16 protein-coding genes are annotated in these 24,267 nt (G+C 67.7%); 10 read left to right on the top strand and 6 right to left on the bottom strand.

Annotated features, from left to right (window positions below):
• Window positions 1–27 precede the first annotated feature (27 nt).
• Together AC3IRM_RS07230 and AC3IRM_RS07225 are read right to left on the bottom strand one after the other, a co-directional pair.
• Window positions 28–3,765: a methylmalonyl-CoA mutase family protein gene (locus AC3IRM_RS07230; protein ID WP_489205524.1), complete on the bottom strand. Its 3,738-nt coding sequence runs from the start codon at window positions 3,763–3,765 to the stop codon at window positions 28–30.
• 526 nt (window positions 3,766–4,291) lie between these two features.
• On the bottom strand, window positions 4,292–6,361 hold the full coding sequence (locus tag AC3IRM_RS07225; RefSeq protein ID WP_489205523.1) for a C1 family peptidase: 2,070 nt from the start codon (window positions 6,359–6,361) through the stop codon (window positions 4,292–4,294).
• Window positions 6,362–6,707: 346 nt separating this feature from the next.
• Here AC3IRM_RS07225 and AC3IRM_RS07220 point away from each other — a divergent pair, with 346 nt between their 5' ends.
• The 3 genes from AC3IRM_RS07220 to AC3IRM_RS07210 all read left to right on the top strand — a co-directional run bounded on the left by AC3IRM_RS07220 (window position 6,708) and on the right by AC3IRM_RS07210 (window position 10,936).
• Window positions 6,708–8,270 (top strand): phospholipase D family protein, encoded by a 1,563-nt coding sequence (locus AC3IRM_RS07220; RefSeq protein ID WP_489205522.1) that lies wholly within the window; start codon window positions 6,708–6,710, stop codon window positions 8,268–8,270.
• Window positions 8,271–8,939: 669 nt separating this feature from the next.
• Entirely contained in the window at window positions 8,940–10,040 is a 1,101-nt protein-coding gene (locus tag AC3IRM_RS07215) for a Glu/Leu/Phe/Val dehydrogenase dimerization domain-containing protein (RefSeq protein WP_489205521.1), read from the top strand.
• Window positions 10,041–10,213: 173 nt separating this feature from the next.
• Complete coding sequence (locus AC3IRM_RS07210) at window positions 10,214–10,936, top strand: carbonic anhydrase family protein (RefSeq protein ID WP_489205520.1); 723 nt, start codon at window positions 10,214–10,216, stop codon at window positions 10,934–10,936.
• Window positions 10,937–11,469: 533 nt separating this feature from the next.
• On the opposite strand, the gene AC3IRM_RS07205 is transcribed toward AC3IRM_RS07210, so the two are convergent.
• Entirely contained in the window at window positions 11,470–14,307 is a 2,838-nt protein-coding gene (locus tag AC3IRM_RS07205; protein ID WP_489205519.1) for a S8 family serine peptidase, read from the bottom strand.
• A 173-nt stretch (window positions 14,308–14,480) separates the two neighbouring features.
• On the opposite strand from AC3IRM_RS07205, the gene AC3IRM_RS07200 reads away from it, so the two are divergent.
• From AC3IRM_RS07200 to AC3IRM_RS07175, 6 genes are all read left to right on the top strand, one after another.
• Entirely contained in the window at window positions 14,481–15,656 is a 1,176-nt protein-coding gene (locus AC3IRM_RS07200) for a thiolase family protein (RefSeq protein WP_489205518.1), read from the top strand.
• A 126-nt stretch (window positions 15,657–15,782) separates the two neighbouring features.
• Window positions 15,783–16,118, top strand: a complete 336-nt coding sequence (locus AC3IRM_RS07195) for a hypothetical protein (RefSeq protein ID WP_489205517.1) — start codon at window positions 15,783–15,785, stop codon at window positions 16,116–16,118.
• Between the two features lie 206 nt (window positions 16,119–16,324).
• A complete protein-coding gene (locus AC3IRM_RS07190) occupies window positions 16,325–16,684 on the top strand; it encodes a hypothetical protein (RefSeq protein WP_489205516.1) in 360 nt (119 codons plus the stop codon).
• A gap of 623 nt (window positions 16,685–17,307) precedes the next feature.
• Complete coding sequence (locus AC3IRM_RS07185; protein WP_489205515.1) at window positions 17,308–17,898, top strand: bactofilin family protein; 591 nt, start codon at window positions 17,308–17,310, stop codon at window positions 17,896–17,898.
• A 2-nt stretch (window positions 17,899–17,900) separates the two neighbouring features.
• The gene (locus tag AC3IRM_RS07180) at window positions 17,901–18,305 is read left to right on the top strand and encodes a hypothetical protein (protein ID WP_489205514.1); all 405 of its coding nucleotides are present in this window, start codon (window positions 17,901–17,903) and stop codon (window positions 18,303–18,305) included.
• Between the two features lie 324 nt (window positions 18,306–18,629).
• Window positions 18,630–18,929 carry an EF-Tu C-terminal domain-related protein gene (locus AC3IRM_RS07175; protein WP_489205513.1) on the top strand — a complete coding sequence of 100 codons (300 nt, stop codon included), beginning with the start codon at window positions 18,630–18,632 and terminating at the stop codon, window positions 18,927–18,929.
• Between the two features lie 16 nt (window positions 18,930–18,945).
• On the opposite strand, the gene AC3IRM_RS07170 is transcribed toward AC3IRM_RS07175, so the two are convergent.
• The 3 genes from AC3IRM_RS07170 to AC3IRM_RS07160 are packed head-to-tail and all read right to left on the bottom strand — an operon-like array spanning window position 18,946 to window position 21,282.
• Entirely contained in the window at window positions 18,946–19,188 is a 243-nt protein-coding gene (locus AC3IRM_RS07170; protein ID WP_489205512.1) for a DUF6587 family protein, read from the bottom strand.
• Between the two features lie 10 nt (window positions 19,189–19,198).
• Window positions 19,199–21,055: a ferrous iron transporter B gene (gene feoB, locus AC3IRM_RS07165; protein WP_489205511.1), complete on the bottom strand. Its 1,857-nt coding sequence runs from the start codon at window positions 21,053–21,055 to the stop codon at window positions 19,199–19,201.
• A complete protein-coding gene (locus AC3IRM_RS07160) occupies window positions 21,052–21,282 on the bottom strand; it encodes a FeoA family protein (protein ID WP_489205867.1) in 231 nt (76 codons plus the stop codon). The genes feoB and AC3IRM_RS07160 overlap by 4 nt, the downstream gene beginning before the upstream one ends.
• 366 nt (window positions 21,283–21,648) lie before the next feature.
• Between AC3IRM_RS07160 and AC3IRM_RS07155 the strand changes: the two genes are divergently transcribed.
• Complete coding sequence (locus AC3IRM_RS07155) at window positions 21,649–24,225, top strand: sensor domain-containing protein (protein WP_489205510.1); 2,577 nt, start codon at window positions 21,649–21,651, stop codon at window positions 24,223–24,225.
• Window positions 24,226–24,267 lie beyond the last annotated feature (42 nt).

Here is a 24,267-nt window from a genome sequence, read left to right as displayed (position 1 = left end):
CTCAACTATTCCTACGGGACTGTGAAGTCACATGTTCCTTCTATACTCCCCACCCACGTCATACAACGCATGGCTGATCTGCCCCAGGCTATGCGTCTTCACCGCTTCCATCAGCGCTTCGAACACATTGCGTCGTTCCCGCGCCGCGTTCTGAAGATACGCGAGGTTTTCGGTTTCTGACGCGTCTGCGCGAAGAGCGCCCTCACCCCGGCCCCCTCCCAGAGGGAGAGGGGGCAAAGCAACAGAATTGCGGCCTTCCTGCCAGTTGCGGACGTTCTCGATCTGCTGGCCCTTTTCTTCTTCGGTGCTGCGGATCAGTTCGATCTCGGTGGCGATCTCGCCGGCGCGTTCCTTGGGCAGGAACATGTTCACGCCCACCAGGGGCAACGAGCCGTCGTGCTTCTTGTGCTCGTAGTACATGGACTCTTCCTGGATCTTGCCGCGCTGGTACATGGTGTCCATGGCGCCCAGCACGCCGCCGCGCTCGCTGATGGCTTCGAACTCCTTGTAGACGGCCTCTTCGACGATGTCGGTGAGGTAGTCGACGGCGAAGCTGCCCTGCCAGGGGTTCTCGATGAAGTTGAGCCCCATTTCCTTGTTGATGATCATCTGGATGGCGACGGCGCGGCGCACGCTTTCTTCCGTGGGCGTGGTGATGGCTTCGTCGTAGGCGTTGGTGTGCAGGCTGTTGCAGTTGTCGAACAGGGCGTAGAGCGCCTGCAAGGTCGTGCGGATGTCGTTGAACTGGATCTCCTGCGCGTGCAGGGACCGGCCGCTGGTCTGGATGTGGTACTTCATCATCTGGCTGCGTTCGTTGGCGCCGTAACGCTCACGCATGGCGCGTGCCCAGATGCGGCGGGCGACGCGGCCGATGACGGTGTACTCGGGGTCCATGCCGTTGGAGAAGAAGAACGACAGGTTGGGCGCGAAGTCGTCCACGCGCATGCCGCGCGCGAGGTAGTACTCGACGATGGTGAAGCCGTTGCTCAGGGTGAAAGCGAGCTGGCTGATCGGGTTCGCGCCGGCTTCGGCGATGTGATAGCCGGAGATGCTGACCGAGTAGAAATTGCGGACCTTGCGGTCCACGAAGTACTGCTGGATGTCGCCCATCATCCGCAGCGCGAACTCGGTGCTGAAGATGCAGGTGTTCTGGGCCTGGTCCTCTTTGAGGATGTCGGCCTGCACGGTGCCGCGCACGGTGGCGAGCGTGCGTGCCTTGATGTCGGCATAGGTGTCGGCGTCCACCATCTGGTCGCCGGAGACGCCCAGCAGGCTCAGGCCGAGGCCGTCATTGGTGGGCGGCAGTTCGCCGTGGTAACTCGGGCGCTCGCGGCCCTCGAAGAGCTTGGCGAGTTTGGCTTCGGCTTCTTTCCAGCGGGCGTCGTCCGCCTTGAGGTACTTCTCGATCTGCTGGTCGATGGCGCAGTTCATGAACATCGCCAGGATCATCGGCGCGGGGCCGTTGATCGTCATGGAGACGGACGTGGTGGGCGCGCACAGGTCGAAGCCGGAATAGAGCTTCTTCATGTCGTCGAGCGTGGGGATGTTGACGCCCGAGTTGCCGATCTTGCCGTAGATGTCCGGGCGCGGCGCCGGGTCTTCGCCGTACAGGGTGACGCTGTCGAAGGCGGTGGACAGGCGCGCGGCCGGCTGGCCGACGGACAGGTAATGGAAGCGGCGGTTGGTGCGCTCGGGCGTGCCCTCGCCCGCGAACATACGGATCGGGTCTTCGCCGGTGCGGCGGTACGGGTACACGCCGCCGGTGTAGGGATAGCTGCCCGGCAGGTTTTCCTTGCCCAGGAAAGTCAACAGCTCGCCCCAGCTCTTGTAGGTGGGCGCGGCGATCTTGGGGATCTTCTGGTGGCTCAGCGAGTCGCGGTAGTTGTCGACCTTGATCGACTTGTCGCGCACCTGGTACTCGGTGAATTCGTCGGTGATCGACTTCAGACGCTGCGGCCATTCGCGCAGGAGCTTGAGGGATTCGCTGCTGAGGGCCTGGATGGCGTCGTTGTAGCGCTGGCGGAGGGTGAGGAGGGAGCGGTCGACTGCGACGGCCCCGCCCTCACCCGCGCCTGCGGCGCGACCTCTCCCGGAGGGAGAGGTGCTGGGTTCGCGCGCGGTGTTGGGGTCGGGCGCGGTGCCGGCCTGGACGGGGTCGGCGGGGACTGCGGGGGATGGGCTGTCGACGACGGTGGCCATCCCTGCCCCCTCTCCCGCCGCGCGTTGCGCGCCGACCTCTCCCGCGGGGGGAGAGGTGAGCAGCGCATCGGAGTGGTAGAGATCCAGCGCCTTGGGCAGCTGCGGGTCTTCGAGTTCCTGCAGCGCCTGCCACATGGCCTGGGCGCGGTCGGCGGCTTCGGCCTGGCGCTCGATGTCGGTGTTGATGCGCCGGCCCTGCTCGGCGATCTCGGCGAGGTAGCGCACGCGCGCGCCGGGGATCAGCACGGTGGCGCGCGGTTCCTTGAGCGAGGTGTCGAGACCGGGCTGGAAGCTGCACTGCCCGGCATTGCCGGCGCCGGTCTTCTCGCGCAGCAGGCGGCACAGGTTGTCGAACATCCAGGTCACGCCGGGATCGTTGAACTGGCTGGCGATGGTGGGATACACCGGCACGTCGGCATCGGCGGTCTGGAACGCGACGCGGTTGCGCTTCCACTGCTTGCGGATGTCGCGCAGTGCGTCCTCGGCGCCGCGCTTGTCGTACTTGTTGAGCACGATCAGCTCGGCGTAATCGATCATGTCGATCTTCTCGAGCTGGCTGGCCGCGCCGTAGTCGCTGGTCATCACGTACATCGGGAAATCGACGAGATCGACGATCTCCGAATCCGACTGGCCGATTCCGGCGGTTTCGACGATGACGAGGTCGTAGGCGAGGCTCTTGAGGAAGCCGATGCAGTCCTTGAGCACCGCATTGGTGGCGACGTTCTGGCGACGCGTGGCCATCGAGCGCATGTAGACGCGGTGGCTGCGCAGCGAGTTCATGCGGATGCGGTCGCCGAGCAGTGCGCCGCCACTCCGGCGACGCGTGGGATCGACCGAGATCACCGCGATGCGCATCTGCGGGAAGCTGGCGAGGAAGCGGTTGAGCAGTTCGTCGGTGACCGAGGACTTGCCGGCGCCGCCGGTGCCGGTGATGCCGATGACGGGCGTCTTGCCGCCGGCCAGCTGCCAGGTCTTGCGCAGCTTGGCGAGTTCGTTCTCGCTGATGCTGCCGTCTTCGAGCGCGGACAGCACGCGGCCCAGGCCGATTTCGTCGTCGATGTCGGGCGCGTGGGTCCAGTCGTCGCGGACGGCGGCATCGCGCGCGGTCGCGGCGCGGTTGACGACGTCCTCGATCATTTCGACCAGGCCCATCTTCATGCCGTCGTTCGGGTGATAGATGCGCTCGACGCCGTAGCCCTGCAGCTCGCGGATTTCCTCGGGCGTGATCGTGCCGCCACCGCCGCCGAACACGCGGATGTGGCCGGCGCCGCGTTCTTTCAGCATGTCGACCATGTACTTGAAGTACTCGACGTGGCCGCCCTGATAGCTGGACAGCGCGATACCGTCGGCGTCTTCCTGCAGCGCGGCGCGCACCACGTCCTCGACGCTGCGGTTGTGGCCGAGGTGGATCACCTCCGCGCCCTGCGACTGGATGAGCCGCCGCATGATGTTGATGGCCGCGTCGTGCCCGTCGAACAGGCTGGCGGCGGTGACGAAGCGCAGCGGCGAGGACTCGGGCTGACGGTCGGTGGCGGTGGAATCGATCTGGCTGGCCGGCGTGCTCATGGCGCGCTCCTGCGGGGGAAAAAGATGCGTCGATTGTAGCGGTGGGGCGCCGGGCTGTTTCGGTTGAAAATATGCTGCAGTGCGGCAAATATGGAGGTGCACGGGCGTCCCGGTGCGTGTTGAGGCGGCAGCGCAAGTCGCTGGGCCCCGGCATGCGCCGGGGCGACGTTAGTGGTTCAGGGGTGTCGTGTGCGGGTGCGATGCGGAGCGTTGCGGTTCCGAAGTGCGTCGCCCGCGCTGTCTTGTGCCTGCGCATTGCGCGCCGGAGATCAAGATGGGCCCCAGCCTGCGCCGGGACGACGGCTGCAGAGGCCCAGCGCGCTGCCGTCATCCCGGCGGCTTTCAACCGGCGCATGTCCGGTCGAGCTGCAAGATCCTTTCAACAGCCGAACGGCTGGTCATCCATTCTGGCTTCAACTGCCAGCGTTCCGTGATGCATCAGCACCGGGAAAACCACCCTCCCCCCGTCGCCCCGGCGCACGCCGGGGCCCAGCGACTTCCACACCAACTCAGACCAACGAAGCAGTCACCGCCGCCCCGCCGGCTCCATGGCCTCACTCAACCGCGCCCGGCAATCCGCCAGCCCCGATTCCGAGCGGTGAATCCGCACAGGCGCGGTCGTGTTGCGCTCGCCGAGGATCCGGCACAGCGTGGCCTGCAGCGTCGCGGGGTCATCGTCGAAGCCGCCATGGCTCGTGGCCGCGCTGCCATCTGCCGCATGCGCCGGATCGCCCTGTACCGGCGCCTGGATCCAGTCGAGCTTGCCGGTCGCCAGCAGGTCGCGGATGGCGCCGTTGGATTCGATGAAGCGCGCCATGCCCAGCAGCGGGGTGCCGTGGCGGTGTTCGCGGCGCACCCAGCTGCGCGCGCGTTCCTCGAAGGCGTGGGCGACGAGGTACAGCAGTGACTTGTTGTAGACGCGGGCGACGTGGTCGTCCTGTTCGGCGCGGTCGCTCAGGGTAAAGAGGCCGGCGTGCGCGATGGCGCCACTGGTCAGCGCGGGCGCGAAGCTCTGTTCGAACAGCGCCATGGTCATCGCCGGCGCCCACAGGTTGAGGCTGGCGATGCGCTGGCCGATGCCCTGCATGCTGGCGGCGGGGCCGCTGGCCACGAGGCCGTCGGCGGTGAGCAGTTGCGCCAGCGGCGCGAGCAGGATCGAACCGGCGCTGTGGCCGACGAGATGCAGTTCGACGGTCGGATCGGCCTGCATCCATTCGCCGAGCAGGCGTGCGACCTGCGCGGCGCCGCCGGCTTCGGTGAGCTGGTCGCCGTTGCGCACAACGGCCGTGGTCGCGAGCAGCGCGTTCTCCTTCATCTCGTTCCACATCGCCTTGCCGCCCAGCGCGCGCGCCAGCGGTTCGATGGTGTCGTCGATGCGGTCGAGCAACACGCCCTTGGCCGTGTCCATCAGGCCTTCCGTGCGCGGGCGCACGGCGTCGCGCAGGATGTTGCCGAGCGTGCTCCAGAAGTCGGTCTTCCAGATGAAGCACAGCGGGTAGATCTGCTGCGGCAGCATCAGTTCGCGCAGGTCGGCGACACGCTGGATCGCGGCCTGTTCCGGCACGAGGCCGCCGTGGGCGTACAGCATCACCCGCTTCTTCGGCCAGTCCTTCGTGATGCGCGGCAGGTCTTCGCGGATGAGGTTGCGCACCGCGTCCTGGCTGGTGCCGAAGCGGCCGCTGGTGCGCAGGCGGCCGTCGTTGCCGAGGCTGACGATGTGCGGGCGCAGGTCGGCCTGCGAGTAGCCGTTCGATTGCCGCGCCAGCGCGGAATTGCTGGCGGCCACGGCCTGCACGCGCTGCAGGCGCACGGGCACGGCGAGACGCGCCACCCAGACATCGGTGCCGCGCTGCAGCCATTCGTCGTAGCTGATCCAGCCGAACCCGCGCTTGCCCCAGCCGGTGCCCCAGGAGTTCTGGATCCAGAACCCGTCGCGGTCGTAGCCGACGATCGCGAACGCGTGGTAGCCGGCGATCGGTTGCTCGGTCCATTCGATGACGCCCGACTTGGGCGGCGCCATCCAGTCGGCGTGCACCGCGGCCGATGCGTAGAGCACGCCCACTTCGGCGAACGCGGCGTGCATCGCCACCAGATCCTTGTGGTTGACGCGGTAGTAGGCACCGAGCGGATGTGCCTGCGCGGCGCGAGCGCGTTCTTCGGTGTAGACCTCGTCCAGCGAGCCGGTGGTGTCGGGCCAGCAGTCGTCGGCGCACACGCCGTGGCGATGCCAGCCCTTCATCGCGCCGCGGCAGCTGGAGCCGTCGTAGTCCTCGCCTTCCCACTCGTCGTAGCGGCGTGCCATGTCGTAGAGCATGCGCGTGCTCATGCGCAGCGTGACCGGGTCGGGCCGGCGGCGTCGCAGCAGGGTGTGCGCGACGGTCGCCAGGCCGTAGGCGGTGCAGGCGCCCTCCTCGCCCTGGTCGAGCACCGGCACGCGCAACGCGATGAAGCGCGACAGCGGCATTTCACTGGGCACGTCGACCAGCGTGGGTTCGAACATGCGGTCGCGGAAGTCCGCGGTGTCGGGGCGTGCATCGAGCAGCCGCGCGGTGGTCGCCTTGCGGGCAACGCGGCGCGTGGTCTTCCTGGTCGCCATGAAGCCTCCGTGGTTCGCATATCGAACGCGCCCGGGCCTGCCGGGCGGACAGCGACGGATCCCCCGCCGCAGTGTGCAACGGATCGATGACGGTCGCGATATGACCCAAGGTGCGCGCGGGCGGTCGCAGGCGCCGCGACGGCGCGTCATTTCCGCGAGAGTGGATGTGCTTTCCAGCAGCCGCGTGGCTGGTCACGATCCGATCGCGCAAACGTCCTTGGATGACCAGCCCTCCGGGCTGTTGAAGAGCGCTTCCCGCCTTCTCGGGAATGGCGATCTGATGGCTGCGATCACACTCGCATTCGTGTTCTGCGATGCTTGTGCGGATGACCACCGGCCTGCGCCCATGAAGAAACGCGTCAAGAAACTGATCGGCTGGGGCCTGTTCACGCTGCTGGTGATGGCCGTGAGCAGCATCTTCGTGGCTGACCACCTGCTGCCGCCGGCCACGGGCGTGCCGAGCCGGACGCTGCCGCTGTCGGAAAACGCCACCGCGCTGGACCGCGAACTGGTGCCGCTGCTGGCGCGCCACACCGGCATGACCGGCGCGATCATGCTGCCCGACGGCGTGGACGCCTACGCCGCGCGTGCGATCTCCGCGCGCCAGGCCGGGCGCAGCCTCGATCTGCAGTACTACATCTGGCACGACGACCTGACCGGCCGGATGCTCGCCAACGAGGCCTGGCAGGCCGCCGAGCGCGGCGTGCGCGTGCGCATCCTGCTCGACGACATGGGCATCGGGAAGATGGACGAGACGCTGCTGGCGATGGACTCGCACGCCAACATCGAGCTGCGCGTCTACAACCCGTTCCGCAACCGCACCGGCGTGATGCGGGTACTGGAAATGGTGCAGCGCGCCTGGGGCGTGAACCACCGCATGCACAACAAGGCCTGGATCGCCGACGGCCGCGTGGCGGTGGTGGGCGGTCGCAACATCGGCGTCGAGTATTTCAGCGCGGCGGAAGAGTTCAACTTCCACGACCTCGACATGGTGGTGTTCGGCCCGGCGGTGGCCGATGCGAGCACGATCTTCGACGACTTCTGGAACAGCGAAGCGGCGATTCCGATCGAGGCGCTGAACCGCAAGTCGAAGTCGACGATCCGCGCGGTGCTGGCCCAGATCCAAGAGGAGTCGAGCAGCGAGGAAGCGCGCCGGTATCTGGACGCGATGGAGCTGTCACCGAGCGTGCGCGGCTATTTCTCGCAGGGGCTGACCCCGATCTGGAGCGACAGCATCCGCATCCTGTCCGACCCGCCGATCAAATGGCGCGGCGACGACCGCGAGGACTGGCTGGTCGAACGCCTCGTCGGCGACATCGTGGACGCCGAGCGCTCGGCGCTGCTGATCTCGCCCTACTTCGTGCCCGGCGTGCAGGGCACCAGCGGACTGGTCCATCTGGCCCAGCGCGGCGTGCATGTCGCGGTGGTGACGAACTCGCTGGCGGCGAACGACGTGGTCGCCGTACACGGCGGCTATCTGCGTTATCGCAAGACGCTGCTCGAGGGCGGCGTGCATCTGTTCGAGGCCCGCAGCCAGGCGGAAGCCAAAGCAGCGAGCAGCCTGTTCGGCAGCAGCGGCGCCAGCCTGCACACCAAGGCGATCCTGGTCGACGGCCAGCGCGGCTTCGTCGGCTCGTTCAACCTCGATCCGCGCTCGGCCAACCTCAACACCGAGATGGGCGTGCTGTTCGACGACCCCGCGCTGGGCGCGGCGCTGTTCGAGGAATACAGACACCTCACCGCACCGGGCATGAGCTACTGGGTGTATCTCAACGGCGACGGCGACACCCGCTGGCTCGACCGCGCCGAAGATCCGCCGGTGCCGCTCGAACTCGAACCCGACAGCACGCGCCTGCAGCGCGTGAGCGCGAACGTGGTGCGGTGGTTGCCGGTGGAGTCGCAGCTGTAAGGTCGCATTGCCGCTCGAAGCCCTCCTCCGCTCGCGAGGGGTGGGAGCGATCTGCTTGCACGGCACCGCCGCGCGGATCGATCGAACGACCGCCGCGCTGCTCCGGGCCAGACAGGGTGGGTGGGGGCGAACCATGAGGCTGTGCGGAGCGCGGGCAGGCGAGTCAGAAGGAGATCGCCTTCTTGGGAGGGCGTTGCCTCCTTGCGCTCGTCATCCCGGCGAACGCCGGAAAGGCTCTATAACAGCGTGTAGCGCTGGTCATCCAGTGACTTCCAGTCTGCAAAGCCGGCAAACACGCGAGTCCGTGCCGATGTAGCCCACGCCCTCTAATTCGGCAGTCAATCTGCCGGCAAGTCGCTGGATCCCGGCCTTCGCCGGGATGACGTCCTAGTGCGTCTAGCAGGCTGCCTGAGCTGGGCTGGCTTCACCAGCAGCTCGATCGCGTGGAGAGGCAAGAATGCCGAAGCCTCCGCAACCACCTGATCCTGAAGCCCTTTCCACCCGGCAGTTGCATCTTCAACCAATTGTCCGGACTGGGGCGTAAAATGGCGCGCTTCCCACACCCTGCGGCCCTGCCGGACCCATCCGGTCGCCTCGACCGACCCGCACAGCCCCCACGCCGCCTCCTGCCACCAGACGTCGGGCCCAACGCCCGTGACGGAGTTTTGAATGATTTTCGAGCACCTCGACACCTACGGCCACGAGCAGGTCGTGTTCTGCCACAACAAGGACGTGGGTCTGAAGGCGATCATCGCGATCCACAACACCGTGCTGGGTCCGGCGCTGGGCGGCACCCGCATGTGGCCGTACGACTCCGAGCAGGACGCACTCAATGACGTGCTGCGCCTGTCGCGCGGCATGACCTACAAGAACGCGGTCGCCGGTCTGAACCTCGGCGGCGGCAAGGCCGTGATCATCGGTGACCCGGCCGCCGACAAGTCGGAAGGCCTGTTCCGTGCGTTCGGCCAGTTCGTCGAATCGCTGGGCGGTCGCTACATCACCGCCGAGGACGTCGGCATCGACGTCAACGACATGGAACTCGTCTACCGCGAGACGCAGTTCGTCACCGGCGTGCATCAGGTCCACGGCGGCTCGGGCGATCCCTCGCCGTTCACCGCCTACGGCACGATGCAGGGCCTGCTGGCCTCGCTCAACCGCAAGTTCGGCAACGAAGACGTCGGCAACTACAGCTATGCCGTGCAGGGCCTGGGCCATGTCGGCATCGAGTTCGTGAAGCTGCTCTCCGAGCGCGGCGCGAAGGTGTTCGTCACCGACATCAACAAGGATCGCGTGACCCGCGCGGTGGACGAGTACGGCGCCGAAGCCGTGGGTCTGGACGAGATCTACGACGTCAACGCCGACGTCTACTCGCCGTGCGCGCTGGGCGGCACGGTCAACGAGAAGACGCTCCCGCGCCTGAAGGCGAAGATCATCTGCGGCGCGGCGAACAACCAGCTCGCCAACAATGCGATCGGCGATGAAGTGGAAAAGCGCGGCATCCTCTACGCGCCCGATTACGCGGTCAACGCGGGCGGCGTGATGAACATCTCGCTGGAGATCGACGGCTACAACCGCGAGCGCGCGATGCGGATGATGCGCACGATCTACCACAACCTCACGCGCATCTTCGAGATCTCCGAGCGCGAGGGCGTGCCGACCTACATGGCCGCCGACCGTCTCGCCGAGGAGCGCATCGAGACCATGGGCAAGCTGAAGCTGCCGCTGGGCCGCGCCCAGCCCCGCTTCCAGGGCCGCGTGCGCGGCGGCTGATCGGGCCGTCGCGACACTGTCACGAAAACGCCACCTCCGGGTGGCGTTTTTCGTTGCAGCGCACGTGCTGCTTGCCGGATCTGGCGGTTTCGCACGAGGCACCTGCCGCACGGGACCTGCACAGGTAGGCTGACGCATCGGCGTCGCACGGCGTCATCCATCCGGAGCGTTCAATGCAGCATTCGTCCCGCGCTCGCGCGCTTGTCATGGCCATGGCCGCACTGCTCGCACCGACGCTCGTATTCGCCCAGCAGTTCGATTACGAGCGACAGGAGACGTGGCAGTACCCCGCGTCGCTGGGCCAGTCCCCGATCGACATCCAGCGGGCCGCGGCGACCGAAGGCGACATGGAGGAAGCGCAGGCGATCGAATTGCGCGATACCGAGGCCGCACTGCGTGTCGTCGACAACGGCCATTCGGTGGAAGTGGAAGCGCACGGCCCGGATGCGCTGATCCGCGGACGTCATTTCGAACTGATGCAGTTTCATTTCCACGCCGCCAGCGAACATACGATCGACGGCGAATCGTTCCCGCTCGAAGGCCACTTCGTGTTCAAGGCGAAGGACGGCCGCTTGGCCGTGGTCGGGGTGATGTACCGCGAAGGCGATGCCAACAAACTGGCCGGCGAAGTTCTCGAAGCACTGGGCGATGCACGCGAAGGCGAGATCGAACGCGAGGACATCGCGATCATGCTGCCGCGCGACAAGAGCTATCACCACTATCTGGGCTCACTCACCACGCCGCCGCTGACGGAGAACGTCGAGTGGTACGTGCTGGACACCCCGGTGACGCTGTCGCCGGCACAGATCGCCGGCTTCAACGCCCGTTACAGCCACAACAACCGCAAGGTCCAACCCCTCAACGAACGCCCGTTGATCCATTACGCGGCGCATTGAGTACGGGATTGACCAGCGGCCGCCTCGCTTTTTTTGCGCTGCACCTCTCCCTCGGGGAGCGGTCGACACGCACAGCGTGTCGGCTGAGGGCCGAACACTGCGTGCGATAAAAGTTCCGCTTGCACCTCTCCCTCCGGGAGAGGTCGACACGCACAGCGTGTCGGGTGAGGGCCGAGCCCTGCGGGCGATAGAGGTTCCGTTTGCACCGCTCCTTCCGCGAGAGGCCGACGCATGGAGTGCGTCGTGTGAAAGGCAGAGACAAGCAGCAGATGGGTGCGTTGCATTGCGATAGATCGTGAAGAAGTGGATCTGCGGGATCGCCTGCCAGGTCGCGCTGCCAAGGGTTCGCTTGCCCTCACCCGACGCGCTGTGCGCGTCGACCTCTCCCAAAGGGAGAGGTGCTGCAGAACCTCCTTCGTGCTGCAGAATTTCCATCTCGCTGCAGAACCTCTGTTGCGCCGCAGAGCTCCCCTCGCGCCGCACCAGCAAAAAAAAGGCCACCCGAGGGTGGCCTTCTTCGACACAACCGGAACTCAGAACCCGACCGCAACCCGCATCGACGCCATCAGGTCATTGCCGCGTGGGCCGAAGCGCTGGTCGACGCCCAGCAGCATCCGCGCGCGCGGGGTCAGCCAGGATTCGAAGCCGATGCCGACGAGTCCACCCGAGCGTGCCGGCGCGAACCCTGTGATCGGCGCCCAGCTTTCGATACCGGTGAAGCTCGCCTGCAGATCGAAACCGCTCGACGACAGCGTCTGCTGCCATTCGCCGTACCCGTGCAACGAGAACCCGGGCCCATCCCAGCGCGCGCGCAGGCCGGCGATCGCCTGGCTGCGTGCCACATCCCAGCCGGCGCTGCGCAGGCCGAAGCCATCGCCGCCGCGCTCGTCGAACCCGTCGCTGCGCAGGCGTACCTGCTCGGCGCCGACATACGGCCCGAATGCAGTCGCGCCGAGCCGCCACTGGTGCCCCGCCTCGACCGCCGCCTGCGTGTAACTGCCTGCGTAGCGCGCAGACACCCCCTGCCAGTCCGCGCCCGCGAACAGCTGCCGCTGCATGTCGCGATCGAAACGCCCGCTGCCGAGCTGCGCCATGACGTAACTGTCGCCGAAGCTGCGCGCCAGATACGCCTGCGCCTGCGTCTGCCGGTCGCGGTTGCGGTCACCGCGCCCGCCGGCGTAGCCATCGCCGCGCAGCTCGCCGAATGCGAAGCCGGCGACAAGACCATTGCCGAGCAGATGATCGCGGCCGATGCTCCAGCCATCGACGCTGAACCCATCGCGCGCGAAGCCGCCGCTGCCGCCCTGCCCCAGCGATTCCTGCCACACGCCGGCCGTCGCATCGCGCGCCGCCAATGCGCCCACGCGCGACGCGATCGCACGCCGCCCCATGTCGACGTTGTCGAACGTCGCCGTCATCGCCGCCGCATGCTGGGCGCCGGACAGGCTCTCGAGCGCGGCGACCGCAGCCGCTTCTCCCTGGATGCCCTGGAACTCGCCGGCAACCCGGATGAATCCATCGGCGATGGGGCCGTCGACCACCGGGGCCTGTCCATCGATCTGCGCGAAGGCGCCCTCGACACGCTCCGCAGCGCCCAGGGACTGCGCGGTGATGGCCGAGAACGACGCCGCCGCTGCCGTCACGTTGAGGCGGATCACGTCGATCCAGGCGAGATTGGTGTCGTAACGGAGATTGCCTTCGAGAAACACCCCCGGTCCGCTGGTCAGACTGCCGAAGGTTCCGTTGATGCCGCCGGCGGCCTCCACGACATTCTCGCGGCGCTGGGTCGTATAGCCGCTGATGACGCCCGTGACCTGCAGCTCACCGGCAAGACTGGCGGTGCCGCTCACCTGCAGCGGCGCACCCATCTGCCATGCGAGACGACCGCCTGACCCTTGCTGGAAGTTGCCGGCGATCGTGCGGGCGGGCGTGTTGCCGGTCACCGCGAACGTGCCGTTGTTGACCAGATTGCCGCCCACGCGCACACCGGCGAACTGCAGCACAGCGCCGGAAGCGACCGTCGCAGGCCCTGGAATCGACGAGGCAAATGCGAGCGTGCCCCCCTCGGCGCGCGTCGCGCCGCCATAGGTGCTCACTCCAGTCACCTGCAGCGTGCCGGCGCCGCGCTTGACCAGTCCGCCCGCGCCACTGATGTCGTTGGCCCACGTCGAAGTGCCGCTGCTGAAGTTCGCGGTGACGTCTCCCCAGTCGAACTTCGCCGGGCCGCGCACCGCCTTGCCGACGTTGAGCGCACCGTAGCCGAACACCGGATCGACGCCAGGCGCACCGATATCGGTCGCGGTTCCGAGGATGGTCTGCCGCACGAGATCGTTGTCGAAGTACGGGAACGCTTCCCAGACGAGCGCGGCGGCGCCCGAGACCAGCGGCGCAGCCAGCGAGGTGCCGCTGTAGCGGAAGTAGGTCGGCGCGTTGGGTGCGTCGTTGGTGCCGGTGACGATCACCGTGCCCGGCGCCACCAGGCAGTAGCGCATCGCGACGCCACACGCGTTCGAGTAACCCGCAAGCGCCGTCGTACTGTTTTCCGCCAATGCGGAGACGGTCAGCCAGCCGCGCTCCAGATCGGCGGCAGGCAGGGTGCCACCCGGCCCGCGCTGGCTCGGCAATGCAGCCAGGTCCGAGGGGTCCCGACGACTCGAGTTGCCGGAGGCGAACACGACCAGTCCGCCATGGTTCACCACGAACGGCCGGTACTCGCCGGCGATCGCACCCGCGGCGGCGTCTCCAGTCAGATACAGGCCGCCCCAGGAGTTGTTCATGACCCGCACGTCGCGTCGGATCAGGTCGGCATGGATCGACTCCACGCCGATCCGGCCGGTCACGGGATTGCCGTTTCCGGTGCCGTCATCCACCGGCGGCTTGTCGTTGATGATGCGGGCCGACACGATCTCCGCGTTCTGCGCCACACCGCCGGGCCAGGTGCCGAAGGGCTGGCCGGCCGCCGTCTGGGCGATCGCAGTCCCGTGCCCGTCCGCATCGTCCACCGACAGATTGTTGCCGGACCCGACATAGGTCAGGTTGGCCACCACCCGGCCGCGCAATGCGGGATGGTTGCGGTTGACGCCGCTGTCGAGAAACCCGATGCGGACACCGCGGCCGGTGAACCCGGCTTCCTGGGCCGCATAGGTATTGGTGTCGATCAGATGGCGGCTGTAGGCCGGATTGGGTGGCTGGACGACCGTCGGCGGTGGACTCGTCGGCGGGGGGGCCAGCGGCGGTGGTGGCGTGGGCATCACCAGCCCGTCCCCGGATCCGCCGCCGCCGCAGCCCGCAAGCGCCATGCCCAGCGCACAGGCCAGCAAGGTCGGTGGAATTGCCCGCGCGCCGCCGCGCCGGTTGCTCGCTCTCGACATCATGTCTTCCCTCTTCGATGCGGACGCGCTGCATCCGCCTGTGCCCCTGTCGCCGCATCTATACCCGCAATCGGAATCGCGTGCCATCGGCGCATGGCTCATTCCGCACGCGCAGGCGCCGGGTGCGATAATCGGCGGACCAAGCAGTTCACCCAATTGGAGTCACCTCCCCCATGACTGACATCGTCATCGTCGGCGCCAAGCGCACCGCCATCGGTTCCATGCTCGGCCAGTTCACCGGCGTTCCCACGACGACCCTCGGCGCGACCGCGATCACCGCCGCGCTCGAACATGCCGGCGTGTCGCCCGACCTCATCGACGAAGCCATCATCGGCTGCGTGCTGCCGGCCGGTCTGGGCCAGGCACCGGCGCGCCAGGCATCGCGCGCGGCAGGCATTCCGGACAAGGCCGGCTGCGTGACCATCAACAAGGTCTGCGGCTCGGGCATGCAGGCGGTGATGTTCGGCCACGACCTGATCAAGGCCGGCACCGCGAAGTTCGTCGTCGCCGGCGGCATGGAGTCGATGACCAACGCACCGCACCTGCTCAACGGCTCGCGCACCGGCATCCGCTACGGCAGCGCGGAGATGCTCGACCACATGGCGTGGGACGGCCTGACCAATCCCGACGACGGCAAGTCGATGGGCGTGTTCGGCGACATCGCCAGCCACAAGTACGGCTTCACCCGCGAAGACCTGGATGCCTACGCCGTCGAAAGCGCCACCCGTGCGAAGCGGGCGATCGAAAGCGGCGCGTTCAAGAACGAGATCGCTCCGGTCACGGTCAAGACCCGCAAGGGTGATGCCACGTTCGACACCGATGAGGCGCCCGGCAAGATCCAGGTCGAGAAGATCCCGACCCTGCGCGCCGCATTCGGCAAGGACGGCGTGCTGACCGCCGCCAGCTCCTCGAGCATTTCCGACGGCGCCGCGGCGCTGGTGCTGACCTCGGCCGATGAAGCCGCCGCGCACGGCCTCAAGCCGCTGGCGCGCATCGTCGCCCACGCACGCCATTCGCAGGCGCCGGAATGGTTCACCACCGCACCGGTCACCGCGATCCAGAACGTGCTCGACAAGGCCGGCTGGAAGGTCGAGGACGTCGACCTGTTCGAAGTCAACGAAGCCTTCGCCAACGTGGCGATGGCGCCGATGAAGGATCTGGGCATCCCGCACGACCGTCTCAATGTGAATGGGGGCGCACTTGCGCTCGGCCATCCGATCGGCGCGAGCGGCGCGCGACTGATCGTCACCCTGATCCACGCACTGCAGGCGCGCGGGCTAAATCGCGGTGTGGCAACGCTTTGCATCGGTGGTGGCGAAGCGACGGCAATTGCCGTGCAAATGGCGTGAACTTCGGATAACGTGTTTTTTACGAAAAAACCACGCACGTCCCGCTTGACACCCGTCAGAGGCTTGTCATCATGTCGGCGGCGCGCATTAAGCGCGTTGCCCAAACTTTCAGACGAGGAAGACACAATGACGATCAACAAGGCTCTGCTTGCCCTGGCTCTGGGTATGGCTCTGGCTGCTTGCAGCAATGCCGACCAGGCCAACAGCTCGGCTGAAGGCGCTGCTGAAGCAGCTGCCGACGCACAGGCTGCTGCCAACGAGACGCAGGATCCGGCCGTTGCCGGCACCGCGCAGGCTGCTGCTGACGACGCCGCTGCTGCTGCTGACGCCGCTGCCGACGCAGCTGCCCAGGCTGCTGCTGCCGGTACCGACACCGCCGCCGAGCACGCTGCTGACGCCGCTGACCACGCAGAGTCCAAGGCCGAAGACGCCGCCGACGCTGCTGAAGCAGTGACGCCGTAATTTGCTTCGATGGCCTCGCGCCATCGCCAGTGAATTCGAAGGCCGCCGGGTTCGCCCGGCGGTCTTTTTTTGTGCGCGCGGATCGCCGGCCCGCCTCTGCAGAACGGCGGTCCAGCCGGACACCGGCCAACGTCGATGTCTTTGCGCGGCCCTCACGCAGGCGCATTCAATCTTCGCGCCGTCCGCACCCTCACAGGAGACACGCCATGCATTTCAAGCCGATGACCGTAATCGCCGCCGCGAGCTTGCTGGCGCTTGCCGCCTGCAGCAATTCCACCGATGCCGAGCGTGAGCGCGCCGAAGCCGCCGCGGCGACCGAGAGCGCGGGCCGGGCCATTTCCGACGCCGCATCCGCAACCGCGGACGCCGCGCGCGCCACTGCCGACGCTGCAGCCCAGCAGACTCGTGAAGCGGCCCAGGGCGCGGAAGTCGCCGCGCAGGACGCTGCACGCCGTGCGGACGCCGCTGCCGACGAAGCCGCCCGCGCAACGGGCCAGGCGACGCAAGACGCAGGCCGGGCCATCGAGAACGCCGGTGAGCGCGTGGAAGAGCGCGCCGATCGCTGATTCCCGCGACTGCCGATGCAAAAAAAGCCCGCCGATTGGCGGGCTTTTTTCTGCGCGAATGCGAAGCAAGCGTTCGAGCTCACGGCGCGAAGGCATCTGGCGTTCGCCTTGAGGCATGCCATCCGTCGCGTGCCATCGATCGCCAGGCCTGCGCCGATGCCGTCCTTCGACCGGCCTGGCATCTCGCGGTTTCAGTTGTACGCAGGCACGCCCGCGCCGCGCGTCCCTGACCATAGGGCAGCGCGGGATACGCGCACCAAGTGAGCCATTGCCTTCTTTGGCGTGCAACGGTGGCGGAATGCCCGCGGTTGTACGTCGGCACTGCCCAGATGCCGACCGCGACACGGGCGATCACGCATCGATCCGCCGTTCAGCTCGTCCAGCAACCGCAGTGGCCCTGCGTGCCTGGATCGGTAAAAGACCGCCCGACCACATCTCGCGTAACGCGTCTTGAACATGCGGCAAGTCCTTGCCATGTCTCGAATCCGGTCTGCCGGTCACAGTCGGGTGTCGCCGATTGCGTGCTAGGCTCGGAGTCCGCGTTTGCCCTCGCGGCGGCGTGGAATTCCCCTGTTCGAGCGGTCGTTTCCGCTCTCCTGTCCATTTCCGAGGTAACGCGCGACATGGCCATTTTCCAGCAGTCCGGCACCGTCAAGAAAGATTCCCCCACTTTCGGTACCGACGCACCGCCGCCGCCCGCTCCGGCACGCGAAACGCCCCCGCCCGCGGTTGCGGATTTCCAGACCGCGACACCGCCGACCTCGGCTGCCACCACGCCTGCGCCCGCGGCGACGGCGGCTGCGGCACCGCGTCCTGCAGCGCCGGTCAACAAGGAATCGATCATTGCCGCCGACCTCACGATCGAAGGCAAGATCGAAGGTACCGGCGATGTCCGCATCGCCGGCCGCTTCAAGGGCGACGTCAACGTGCAGGGCAACCTGACCATCGAACACGGCGCCAAGCTCAACGGTGGCGTCCGCGCCCAGCAGGTGCTGGTGTCGGGCGAACTGGAAGGCAACATCGAGTCGGCGTCGCTGGTCGAGCTGCGCGATTCTGCGGTACTCACCGGCGATCTCAAGGCAGGCTCGCTGACGGTGGCATCGGGCTCGAAGATCCGTGGCCACATCGAGTGCGGCTGGGGCGATGTCAAATCCACGCCGGCGCCGACCGGAAATGCCAAGGACAAGGCCGCCAACGACAAGTCCAGCGACTGACCGTGAGCAGTCGCCCGGGCGCGGCAGGTGCCACGCGCACCTGCCCGCACTGCAGGACCCTGATCCTGGAGAGCGCTTCGCGCTGTCCAGCGTGTCAGCACCACCTGAAGATCGACGCCGCCCCCGGTTCGCCGATCGTGGCGCGCAACACCGTGCAGCGCGAGGAGACCACAACCGCGCTGCAGGTCGAGGGCCGCATCCGGCATCCGTCGGAAGGCGGCGCCTGGGAATACTCGGTCGTGCTGGTGATCCGCGACGAGGACGGCAAGGAGATCAACCGCCAGGTCGTCGGCGTCGGCGCATTGCTGGTAGGCGATGAGCGCACCTTCAGCCTGTCGGTGGAAGTCACCCCGACCAGCGATGTGCGCCGCCCCACACGCTCACCTTTGAGTCGGGGACGCCACTAGCGTCTCCGCATTTACGACGCGCAATGACGCGCGTCTCCACGGCAAGGATGTCCGATGCGTCTTTTTGCCCGATCCCTCTCTTCCGCATGCCTGCTCGTTGCCGGGTTGGCATGTGCCGCGTGCGCGCCCGGCACGCCGACCACGGCGACCGCGGTCGAAGCATCGAGCGGTACGGAGCGGGTCATTCCCGCGTCGACTGACACCGCAGCGACGCCGTCTGCCGAATCGATCGCCGGCCCCACATACGGCGCGCCCTGCGCGACAACTGCCGAGGACGTCGCGTCGCGGTCCGCAAAGACGCCGCCCCGTACGCATGCATTCGCATTGCGCGACGACATCCGGGCCTGCGTGAGTTTCCGCACGCAGGCGGACGGTGGACGCCGCAGCGCGGTCTTCAGTCACTATCGACCCAATGTCCGCTTCATCGGCACGAATGGCGAAGTCGTGGCAGCCCCCGTGTGTGCGTTGCGCTTCGACGCCCAAGGCGCTGTCGAGCCAGGCAGCACCGTCGCCGCCTTGCTGAAGTGCGAGGGGCCGGTCGACATCGAAGACGGCAGCACGTTCGTGCTGGTCGAAGGTGGCCGTGAGGTCGGCAGAGGCACGGTGCTTCTGCCGACCGCCTGAAGGTGCCGCGATGCAGTCAGCGCTTGGCTGGACCGCAACTATTGCAGCCGCCGCACATTGGGCCCGCAGTCGGCACCGGTGCGATGCGTCTCCCCAGCGCGCGCACCCAGGCGGCTCGGCCCTCGCGCATCAGCGGCAGTGCGAGCGCGATGCGCAGACGTCGCGTCGCATTCGGGGCCTGCGTCTTCAGCACCACCCCCGCGCTGAGCAGCACGGCCAGGGCGACCGCGACGTATTGCAGGAGCAGTCCAGTGGTCATCGCAGCGCGCTCAGCCCGCGCCCAGCGCGCGCGCGATCTGGTAGGTCACCAGAGATGCGAAATACGCCAGCGCGAAGAGGTAACCGGCGTTCACCGCCATCAACTTCCATGAACCGGTCTCGCGCTTGATCGTCGCCCAGGTCGACAGGCATTGCGGCGCGTAGATGAACCACACGAGCAGCGACAGACCGGTGGCCAGCGACCAGCCGTCGGTGATGATCGGCGTGAGCGCCTGCGCGGCGGCGGCGTCATCGGTGGCCGAAAGTGCATATACCGTCGCCAGCGACGCCACCGCCACCTCGCGCGCGGCGAGCCCGGGAATGAGCGCGATACAGATCTGCCAGTTGAAACCAAGGGGTGCGAACAGCACCGCCAGTGCATGCCCGATGCGGCCACCGAAGCTGTACTCGATCGCCGCGCCCGTTGCGCCATCGGGCGGCCCCGGGAACGACAACAGGAACCAGAGCAGTACCGTCAGCGCGAGGATGATCCCGCCCACGCGCTTGAGGAAGATCATCGCGCGCTCCTTGAGCCCGATCGCAAGGTCGCGCGGATGCGGCAGGCGGTACGAGGGCAACTCGAGAAGCAATGCGTGCTCGCGCTTGTCGCGGCGCCATGTCTTCATCAGATACGAAACAGCCAGTGCACTGAGAATGCCCGCCAGATACAACGCGAACAGCACCAGCCCCTGCAGGCTCAACACGCCCCAGATCTGGCGCTGCGGAATGAAGGCGCCGATCAGCAGCGCGTAGACCGGGAGGCGCGCGGAACACGTCATCAGCGGCGCGACCATGATCGTCGCGAGGCGATCGCGCGGATCCTGGATCGAACGCGTCGCCATGATCCCGGGGATCGCGCAGGCGAAGCTCGACAGCAGCGGGATGAAGGAACGGCCCGACAGCCCAGCGCCCTTCATGGTCCGGTCGAGCAGGAACGCCGCCCGCGGCAGATAGCCCGACTCCTCGAGCGCGAGAATGAAGAGAAACAGGATCAGGATCTGCGGCAGGAACACGATCACGCCGCCGAGGCCGGCGATGATGCCGTCGGCGAGCAGGCTGTTCAGCGGGCCGGCCGGCAGTGTCGTCGACACCCACGCGCCGAGCGCCGACGTGCCGGCATCGATCAGATCCATCATCGGCGCGGCCCACGCATACACCGCCTGGAAGATCAGGAACATGATCGTCGCCAGCGCGAGCAGACCGAACACCGGATGCAGCAACCAGCGATCGAGCGCGTCGTCGATGCGCGCGGTGCGGCGCGGCATCGTCACCGTCGCGGCGAGCAGCGCGCGCGTTTCGGCGTGCAGGTCGTCGCTCAGGCTCTCCGCGTGTGGTGCGTGCGGATGTGCTGCGACTTCAGCCAATCGCGCCAGCAACGCCTGCGCGCCGTCGCGGCGAATGGCGACCGTCTCCACAACCGGCACGCCCAGCTTCGCTTCCAGCGCCGCACCGTCGATCACGATGCCCCGGCGCTGCGCGGCGTCGGCCATGTTCAGTGCCACGATCATCGGCACGCCGAGCGTGCGCAGTTCCAGCACGAAGCGCAGATGCAGGCGCAGGTTGGTCGCATCGACCACGCACACCAGCACGTCGGGCGCGGGCTCGCCGGGATAGAAACCGCGGCACAGGTCACGTGTGATCGCCTCGTCCAGGCTCGCCGGTTGCAGGCTGTAGGCCCCGGGCAGATCGAGCAGTGCCCAGGCTTCCCCGTTCGGCCCCTGCATGCGGCCTTCCTTGCGTTCGACGGTCACGCCGGCGTAATTCGCCACCTTCTGCCGGCTGCCGGTCAGCAGATTGAACAGCGCCGTCTTGCCGGCATTGGGACTGCCGACCAGCGCGAAACGCGGTGCCGCCATCGCAGGGCTCATGCCGCAGGGGCCACGCGTACGCGCACGCGAGCGGCTTCGCTGCGGCGGAGTGCGAAGCGGGTGTAGCCGACCTGCACCAGCAGCGGATCGCCCCCGAACGGACCTGCCGCCATGACCTCCACCGGCTCGCCGGGCACGAATCCGAGCTCCCCGAGCCGCCGCGCGATGGGATCGACGGTGCCGACGGTCTCGACCCCCTCGACGAGGGCGGGCGTGCGGCGCTGCAGCTGGCAGAGATTCACGGCGGTGATCTGGTATCGAGAATGGTTCGCAATTCTACGCCCGCGATGGCGCGGACGCGGGGCCCGCGGACTGGCGTTACGGATCCAGTCCGTTTCGCCAGCGGCATGGCCGGCGCCGCTCCGACATGCCGCGTGAAGCCAGGACCTGGCGCCCGATTCGGAACCCCTGGCACCGCGGATGGCCGATCGGTCGAGGATCGGCCGTTGTCTGCACGACATGGATCCCCACGACATCCGCCTAGGCAAGACGTGCGAGCCGCGCCGGCGGGCAGCCGTCTGGACGCAGCCGTGCGTCGGCGCTAAAACTGGTCGTACTCCTCCCCACCTCGGACGGGCGCTGGCGCCGCGCACATGACGCATCCATCGGGCACGGGGAACACCGGACTGCTGGAACGCCAGGCCCACGCGCTGGCGCTGCCCGACGCACTGTCGCTGGCCGCCGACGACACCGACCTGCCGTCCGATGTCCGGGCTCTGCTCGCCCGGGCGCGCGATGCGCTGGCGGCTGCGCGCGCCGAAGCCGACGCCGCGGCGTTGCGATACCACGCGCTGTTCGACGCCGTGCCCGACCCGGTCAGCATCCTCGACGCGAGCGGCATCGTGCTCGACCTCAACCGCGCCGGCGAGCAGGCCTACGGCAGACCGCGCACCGACATCGTCGGCCAGCCGATCGAGGTGCTGAATCCGGATCTCCCGCGCGACCACCTCGCCCCCGTCTGGGACGCGGTCAACCGCGGGCGCACCTATGTCATCGAAGTCACCAACATGCGCGGCGACGGCTCTCGTTTTCCGGTCGAGGTGCACACCGCCGGGTTCGAACACGATGGCCAGCCCTGCCTCGTCGCGGTGGCGCGCGATCTGAGCGAGCGCCGCGAGGCCGAGGTGCGCTACCGCGAACTGATGGACGTCATGGATCGGGGCATCGCGATCCACGACGTCGCCGGCCGGTTCGTCTACGGCAATCCGGCGGCCTTGCGTCTGCTCGGCATCCGCCAGGGCACCTCGCTCGGCGACACGTCCAACCTCGGTGATTGGGTCGCGATCGGACCCGACGGCAACGAGATGCCGTGGGATGAACTGCCGCCGGTCCGGGCGCTGCGCGACGGCCGCATCGTCGAGAGCACGCTGGTCGGCCTCTACCACCGCATGCGCCGCGAGCTGTACTGGCTGACGGTCACCGCAGTGCCCCAATACCCGCCAGGGGGCGATCGCCCGCATCAGGTGCTCTCGCTGTTCTCCGACGTCAGCGCGCTCAAACGCGACAGCGCCATGTTCGACCGCGTACAGGCGCTGGCGCATATCGGCGGTTGGGAACTCGACTGCGGGACCGATCGGCTCTACCTCACCGCCGAAGCGGCGCAGATCCTCGATCCCGCGCAGCCGCCGACGACGATGGAAGCACTGGTCGAGCTTTTGCTGCCGCCCGACCGCAGCCGCCTGCGCGATGCGCTCGGCGCGGCCCTGCTCGACGCGGTCGGCTTCGATCTCGAACTGCAGGGACTGCGCGGCGATGGCAGCGCGTTCTGGGTGCGCGCGATCGGCGGACCACGCCAGGGGGATCCGGCGACCTCGCGGCTGACCGGCACCCTGCAGGACATCGCCCGCGACAAGCATGACGAGGCGATCCTGCGGGCGCAGGCGCGCACCGACCCGCTGACGGGCCTGCTCAACCGCGACGCGATCCTGTGCGAACTGGAAGCGCGAATGGCCGACCCCGCGCGCGCCGGGGTGGCGGTGCTCTACATCGATCTCGACCGCTTCAAGTTCGTCAACGACGCACTCGGCCACTCGGCCGGCGACGAGTTGCTGATCGCCGCCGCGCATCGCATCCGTCAGGCCGTCGGGGCGTCGGGCCACATCGCCCGCTTCGGCGGCGACGAGTTCCTGGTGATCTGCGACGCCGGAGTCGGCGCCAGCCATGCAGAACGGGTCGCCAATGCGATCCTCGACGGATTCGGCGACGGTTTCCGGTTCGACAAAGAGGAGTTCTCGATCACGGCCAGCATCGGCATTGCGCGTGCTCCCGAGGACGGCGACCGGCCGCAGACGCTGATCCAGAACGCCGACGCGGCGATGTACGAGAGCAAGCGGCGCATCCGCAACGGCTGGCAGCTGTTCACGCCGGCGCTGGCGCAGAGCCAGCAGGACCGGCTGCGGGTGGAGACGCACCTGCGCCGCGCGATCGACAACGACGAGTTCCATCTCGTCTACCAGCCACAGGTCGACCTGCGCAGCCGCCGCGTGATCGCCGCCGAGGCACTGATCCGCTGGCGCAACCGGCAGCTCGGCGAAATGCGCCCCGACCACTTCATCGAGCACGCCGAGAGCACCGGCGACATCGTCCGCATCGGCGCCTGGGTGCTGCGCGAGGCCTGCCGGCAGACGGCGGCGTGGCGCGATGCCGGACTCGGCATCGTGCGGGTGGCGGTGAACGTGTCCTACCGGCAGTTCCTCGGCGACGAGCTGGCCGCCAATGTCCGCGACGTGCTCGCGGAGTTCGCCTTGCCGGGCAGCGCGCTTGAACTGGAATTCACCGAACGCGTGTTGATCGAGGACGCGCCCGACACGCTGCGCACCTTCGCTGCGCTGCGCGACATGGGTGTGCAGTTGAGCATCGACGATTTCGGCGAGGGTTACAGCGGCCTGAACTATCTGCGGCGGTTGCCGATCCACGGGCTCAAGCTCAGCCAGCTCTTCGTCGGCGGCGTGCCGGGCGACCGCTCCGACGTCGCGGTGTGCCAGGCCGTCGCGGGCATTGCGCGCAGTCTCGGTCTGGGGCTCGTGGCCGAAGGGGTCGAGTCGGAAGCGCAACGCAGGTTCCTGCTCGATCTCGGTGTGACGGTCGGTCAGGGCTTCCTGTTCGCACCGGGGCTGTCACCCGACGAATTCTCCCGGCGCCTGCAGGGCGGACCCGGCGCGGCGGTCTGAACACGCCTGTCGGTGCTGACCTGACCGGCGCACGCGGCCGGC

The organism is Luteimonas sp. KH_071 (assembly GCF_057838005.1).
Note: the sequence above shows the minus strand (reverse complement) of the source record. Positions and strands in the feature narration are given on the sequence as shown.